The organism is Microbacterium sp. B19(2022) (genome assembly GCF_012030385.1).
Lineage (GTDB): Bacteria > Actinomycetota > Actinomycetes > Actinomycetales > Microbacteriaceae > Microbacterium > Microbacterium oxydans_B.
This window is the reverse complement of the sequence record NZ_JAAUVO010000013.1, coordinates 117,962-123,961: the sequence shown is the minus strand read 5'-3', so window position 1 is coordinate 123,961 and position 6,000 is coordinate 117,962. Positions and strand designations below refer to the sequence as shown.

The window sequence follows — 6,000 nt, the reverse complement described above, 5'->3', positions numbered from 1 at the left end:
CTCCCCCTCCTCTCGCTCCTCTCCCCTCCCCGCCGAGTGCACGGCTTGGCGCCGAATGCACGGGCTATCCAGGTCAACGAGCCGTGCACTCGAGGGCACGCCGTGCACTCGGCGACCCACCCGAACGACGCTCACTGAAAGTTGAGCAACATATCGGGTCGGACGTATAATTTCCGTGAATTCCGGCGGGCTGAAAGGGCGCCCGTTCCACCGCGCGATGCAGAGATCAGCATCCTCGGATGCGGTGCGCTCCTCGACAGCCGATGCCGGCCGACCGATTGGAGTGTTGAGATGTTCACGATGCCCGATCCCCGATTCGAGCTCAGGAAGATCACCGATACCGAGTGGCTGATCCTCGATCACCGCTACGCCGCAGATGATTCACGCCGCACGGTCGCCTGCATCTATCAGGTCGACACCGTCGAGGTCGAAGCCGTCTGGCTGCGCGACCTGCCGCTCGCGACGTACTACATGTCTGCGGCGGATGCGCTCGAGGACGTGCAGCGGTTCCACTCGCCGCGACGCGCGAGTCGCCCGATCCCGATTCCGCACCTGCCTCCGCTGGCCACCGCCTGAGGGAGCCGGGCACCGATCGGCGCCCGAACCACCGAGGCCGGGGATTCTCCGGCCCGGTGCACGCGTCTGTCAATGGGCACGCGTGCCCGGGCCGGTGGGGCGAGACTGATCGCCTCAGCCCTCAGCCGAACGGAGCCTCTGATGTCAGATCCGCAGACGAACCACGATGACCAGCCCCTCGTCGACGCCGTCGGCATCGACCCGGACATGCCGTCCACCGACGACGACACCGACGATGATGACGATGCCGACATCGACGTCGCCGACCAGGACGAGTGACCTGATTCGCGCGTGCGCAACCCCCTGGCGTTCTCTTCCGGAGCATCGCATCCTCGGGGCATGACACACCCCGACGACATCAAACAGCCCCTGGACCACCTGCCTCCCCTCGAAGAGCGGGACAAGGCGATCGAGATCGAAGAGCCGAGCTACCCGACGTCCGAGCCACCGACCGGACCCGCGCATGCCTCGCCCGAGACGGCGGCCGAACCCGGCAAGCCGAACCGGCACGGCGTCGACAAGCTCCCGCCCGGAACGAGCTGAGCCCGGCGCGCGGCGCCGGCGGCGCTGACCGGATGCCGACAGTGTCCTGGGTATCCGGCGGTGCGGCGCTCGGCCCACCCTAGGCTTCAGGGGTGCCCCCACCCGCTGCCTCCCGTCGACGGACGGTCGCCAGGATCGCGGGCGCGTTCTTCGCCCTCGCCACGGCGATCGTGGTCGGGGAGCTCGGCGTCTCGGTGGCGACGTCCGGCGAGGCATCTCTTCTGATCGGACCGCTCGACGAGCGCAGCCTGCTCACCGGCTCGATGCTGATCGCGTTCGCCGCCCTCTGCGTCGGGCTGTGGAGCGTGGATGCGCCGCGGTGGATGCTGGTGCTCAAGATCATCGGCATCGTGCTCGCCGCTGGAGCGGGCGCCCTTGCGGCTTTCCTCGTGATGCTGTCCATCGAGGTGAAGGTCACTCCGCTGCTGCAGGGGGACTGCGACACCGGCTACGTCGTGGTCGAGCGCTCGTTCCTGATGGGATCGAGTGGCACGGTGTATCGGCAGGATGGTTTCGTCGCGACCTCGGTGGCACGAACCTCCGGGAACAACGCCTACCAGCCGTTCGCGATGGGCGGGTACGCCGTGGCGGAGGCGGATGGCACACTGTCCGTCTCGTACGCGATCAACCAGCCGAACGCGGGCTCGAATCCGCTGGACACCTACGCGGCGTCGTTCTCCGTCCCCGTGCTCGAGGACAGAACACCGCACTGCGGGTATGAGGCGCAGAGGGAGCCGATCCGGTCTCCGAGCCCTCCGGTGACCTCGGCACCTGTACCCATGACCGCTGCGGCCGTCGATGATCAGATGACGGAACTCGTGACCGCCTCGTTGGATGCCTCCTCCGGAACCGCCGTCGATGCATCCGGCGCTCCGATCGACGCCGCCGCCCTGCCGATCCGGTCCGTTTCGTGCGCCGAGAGTCCCGGCACCCGCCGCGAGCTGCAGCTCGACTTCCGCACCGACGACAACACCCGATCGGTCGCCGACATCCTGACGGTCTGGGACCGAGCCGGCTACGAGCAGGATCGTGCCATGCAGGAGGACATCCGTTACAGCGAGGGCCGCCCCGTGGAGCGGATGAGCGTGCGGGACACGTCGAGCATCGACGGCCTGATCCACCTCACCGTGAGCTCGATCTGCATCGTCGAGTAGCGCGCTGCTTCATCCTTCGCGACTCTTCTCGGCCTCTTTCTGCGCCTTGTCCGCCTCCTTGCGGGCGTCTTCATCGGCCTTCTGCTGAGCCTTCTCCGCGTCCTTGGCCGCTTTCTCTGCGGCCTTCTGCTCGTCGGTCGGCTTTCCGCCGCCGGGCTCGGTGTCTTCGGCGGGCACGACGGGCACGACGGGCTCAGCAGGCTGGTCGGGAGCGTTCACGGGTGTCGTGGAAGGCTCCGCAGTCGGCGCGGGAGACTGCTCGGTGTCGACCGTGTCGGTCACGTCCGGATCCACGGCGCCGATGCCCGACAGCCACACCCCGGTCAGGACGGATGCGGCGACCGCCGCGACCACGGCGCCGCCGATGATCCTCCGGCGACGCCCGCCGGCCTTTCGCTCGGTGAGACCGCGCGGTCTCACCGGCCCGGCGGGAAGAAGGAGTGTCGGGGTGGTGGCCGGCGATGACGAGGCGCGCGCTGCGGCCATCGCTGCGACCGTGGCCGGGACGGCAGGACGCGGCGGAGCAGGAGGCGCCGGGCGCGACGATGCCGTCGCTGCCGTCACGAGTTCCGACGACGCGGCGAACACCTCCAAGGCACGTGGCCGATCGGCGGGGTCCGCGGCCAGCATCCGCGTCAGGAGGGTGGTCCACCCGACCCCCAGGGATGCCGGCACCTCCGGCATCTCGATGAGCCGGGCCATCGCGGCGCCGATGCCTTCGGCCTCCGGGAAGGCGCGCGTCCCGGTAAGGGCCTCGAGCAGCACGAGTCCCAGCGAATAGATGTCGGCGGGCGGAGCGGGCGGCTCCCCTCTCAGCTGCTCCGGGGCGAGATACGCCGCGGTTCCGATCACGAGCCCGGGGGTGGTGAGCCGCGCGCCGTCGACGAGGACGGAGATGCCGAAGTCCGCGAGCTTCGCCCCCGACCGGTTGCCGGGAAGCGGAGTCCGCGACACCAGCACATTCGACGGCTTGATGTCACGATGCACGATCCCCGCGCCGTGCACGACATGCAGCGCCTCGGCGAGGTCCGCTGCGAGCCGCGCGACCTCGGCGGGTGCCAGCGGCCCCTGCGCGATGCGGGCAGACAAGGTCGGCCCATCGATGAACTCCATCACCAGGTACTCGGCACGTCCCAGGACGAGCTGCGCGTCGTAGAGCGTGACCAGGCCGGGGTGGTTGAGCGAGGCGAGCACCGTCATCTCGCTGCGCGCGCGACCGGATGGCTGTGCGCCGTCCATCTCGTCGCGCAGCATCTTGATCGCCACCGTACGGCCGAGAAAGATGTCGTCGGCGCGATACACGCGCGCCATCCCGCCCTGTCCGACGCACTCCTGCAATCGGTAGCGCCCATCGAGCAGCGCTTCGGTAGGAAGCGAGTCATCGGTCATCGTCGAATCCTCCTGACGCCCGTCGGGTATCGGGCGGCGACCGCCCACCTTACGGATTCGGCGCGCTCAAGGCCCGGGCCTTGACACGAGCGCGCGCGCACCCCCGGTACTGTTTTCTCAGGAGAACGGAGCCGATCATGGATGCTGCCGATGCGATCGGACTGATCGCCGAGATCCTCTCGTGGATCGGCCTCGGGATCGGTCTCCCCCTGCTCCTCATCGTCTTCCTGGTGAAGGTGCACGACGGCCGCTGGGTGCCGCAGGAGGTCTTCATCCTCGAGGACGACGGCCGCGCCCGCGCCCGCTGGTTCACCGCCGGCGACTTCTGGGAGCGCCCGCTCCGCGCGGACGAATCCGGCCACTGGCAGGGCCGCGAAGAAGTCGATGCGTTCGTCAGCGAGCACCACCCGAGCCTGATGCGCTTCGAACCCCGCCGGCCCCTCCTCCATGCCGTGCAGGTGCTCGGAGTCACCCTCGCCAGCGTGGGGGCTGCGGCGGTCACGCTCTCGATCATCCTGCTGTTCGTGGGGTGAATCGACGGCGGCCGGCCTGACAGGCACCGGCATTCCGCGGCAGGATGGAGGCATGCCCGTTCCTCCCCTCTCTTCACGCCCCTGGCTCGACTCGTACGCGGAGGGCGTCCCCGCAGACATCGATGAGCCGACGCAGACCCTCCCGGAGATGCTGTCGGCGAGCGTGAAGGCCTTCGGCCGGCGTCCGGCGCTGGACTTCTTCGGCGCGGTCACGACCTACCGGGAGCTCGGGGAGCAGATCGAGCGCGCCGCGGAGGGCCTGCGGCGGCTCGGGGTCGGCAAGGGCGACCGCGTCGCCCTGGTGCTCCCCAACTGCCCGCAGCACGTCGTGGCCTTCTATGCGACTCTGCGACTCGGCGCGATCGTGGTCGAGCACAATCCCCTCTACACGCCCCGCGAGCTGCGACACCAGTTCGAGGATCACGGCGCCCGCGTCGCCATCGTCTGGGACAAGGCCGCCGACATGGTCGCCGGTTTCCCGGCCGACCTCCGGGTCGAGCACATCGTCAGCGTCGACATCACGGCGGCGATGCCCCTGTCGAAGCGCGTCGCGCTCCGTCTCCCGATCCCCAAGGCTCGTGAGGCGCGAGCGAAGCTGACCGGCACACCGAAGGCACGGCACCTCGTCGCCTGGAAGAGTCTCGTCGACCACCGGCGGCTCTCGCGACGCGTGCCCGGGCCCGCCTTGGACGACACCGCACTGCTGCAGTACACGAGCGGGACGACGGGCGTTCCGAAGGGTGCGATCCTCACGCACTCGAACCTCCGCGCCAACGCGATGCAGGGACGGGCGTGGGTGCCCGGCCTCGTCGACGGCGAAGAGACGTTCTACGGCGTGCTGCCGTTGTTCCACGCGTACGGCATGACGCTGTGCCTCACGTTCGCGATGAGCATCGGAGCGCGGCTGGTTCTGTTCCCCACGTTCGATCTGGGGCTCGTCACGGCGGCGGCGCGCTCGACTCCGCCCACCTTCCTTCCCGCCGTGCCACCCATCTACGACGCTCTAGCGCGCGCCGCGGCCCGCGGGACCATCGATCTGTCGACGGTCCGCTTCGCCATCTCCGGCGCGATGAGCCTTCCGGTCGCGACCGTGAAGAGGTGGGAGGAGGCGACCGGTGGCCTCCTCGTCGAGGGCTACGGCATGACCGAGAGTTCGCCGGTGGCACTCGGCAACCCGATCGGGCCGTCGCGTCGCCCCGGCACCGTCGGCGTGCCCTTCCCGAGCACCGAGATCCGCGTCGTCGATCCCGAGGACACCGATGTCGACATGCCGGCCGGCGAGCGCGGGGAACTCCTCATCCGAGGCCCTCAGGTGTTCCAGGGCTATTGGGGGCGTCCGGGCGAGACCGCGGATGCACTGCTGGCAGACGGCTGGCTCCGCACCGGAGACATCGCCGAGGTCTCGGCCGACGGGTTCGTGAGCATCGTCGATCGCCTCAAGGAGCTCATCATCACGGGCGGGTTCAACGTGTCGCCCAGCGAGGTGGAAGACGTGCTCGCCGCGCACCCGGATGTCACCGCCGCCGCCGTCGTCGGTCTTCCCCGGCCGCACGGCGGAGAAGACGTCGCCGCCGCGGTCGTGCTCCGCGACGGTGCCACCCTCGACGTGGATGCGCTGCGCGACTTCTGCCGCACCCGGCTCACGCCCTACAAGGTGCCGCGCCGCATCACCGCCGTCGATGACCTGCCCCGGTCGCTCATCGGCAAGGTGCTGCGCCGCCAGGTGCGCGACGAGCTGCTCGAAGGGCGCTGAGGGGTCGAACCCACCCGTCAGTCACCGGACCGGCTCCGGCCGTGGGCGAGTG

At 69.5% G+C, this 6,000-nt stretch carries 7 protein-coding genes; 6 read left to right on the top strand and 1 reads right to left on the bottom strand.

Annotated elements, in window-relative coordinates:
• Positions 1 to 300: 300 nt before the first annotated feature.
• The 4 genes from HCX50_RS13310 to HCX50_RS13295 all read left to right on the top strand — a co-directional run bounded on the left by HCX50_RS13310 (position 301) and on the right by HCX50_RS13295 (position 2,273).
• Positions 301 to 576, top strand: coding sequence for a hypothetical protein (locus HCX50_RS13310; protein WP_237682495.1), 276 nt, complete (start codon positions 301 to 303; stop codon positions 574 to 576).
• A gap of 141 nt (positions 577 to 717) precedes the next feature.
• Complete coding sequence (locus HCX50_RS13305) at positions 718 to 855, top strand: hypothetical protein (RefSeq protein ID WP_167634717.1); 138 nt, start codon at positions 718 to 720, stop codon at positions 853 to 855.
• 60 nt (positions 856 to 915) lie between these two features.
• Positions 916 to 1,119 (top strand): hypothetical protein, encoded by a 204-nt coding sequence (locus HCX50_RS13300; RefSeq protein WP_167634716.1) that lies wholly within the window; start codon positions 916 to 918, stop codon positions 1,117 to 1,119.
• 92 nt (positions 1,120 to 1,211) lie between these two features.
• Positions 1,212 to 2,273: a hypothetical protein gene (locus HCX50_RS13295; protein ID WP_167634715.1), complete on the top strand. Its 1,062-nt coding sequence runs from the start codon at positions 1,212 to 1,214 to the stop codon at positions 2,271 to 2,273.
• A gap of 9 nt (positions 2,274 to 2,282) precedes the next feature.
• Here HCX50_RS13295 and HCX50_RS13290 read toward each other — a convergent pair whose 3' ends face one another.
• Positions 2,283 to 3,662: a serine/threonine-protein kinase gene (locus tag HCX50_RS13290; RefSeq protein WP_167634714.1), complete on the bottom strand. Its 1,380-nt coding sequence runs from the start codon at positions 3,660 to 3,662 to the stop codon at positions 2,283 to 2,285.
• A gap of 137 nt (positions 3,663 to 3,799) precedes the next feature.
• On the opposite strand from HCX50_RS13290, the gene HCX50_RS13285 reads away from it, so the two are divergent.
• Both HCX50_RS13285 and HCX50_RS13280 read left to right on the top strand, forming a co-directional pair.
• Entirely contained in the window at positions 3,800 to 4,195 is a 396-nt protein-coding gene (locus HCX50_RS13285) for a hypothetical protein (protein WP_029262379.1), read from the top strand.
• A gap of 52 nt (positions 4,196 to 4,247) precedes the next feature.
• On the top strand, positions 4,248 to 5,948 hold the full coding sequence (locus tag HCX50_RS13280; RefSeq protein ID WP_167634713.1) for a long-chain-fatty-acid--CoA ligase: 1,701 nt from the start codon (positions 4,248 to 4,250) through the stop codon (positions 5,946 to 5,948).
• Positions 5,949 to 6,000 lie beyond the last annotated feature (52 nt).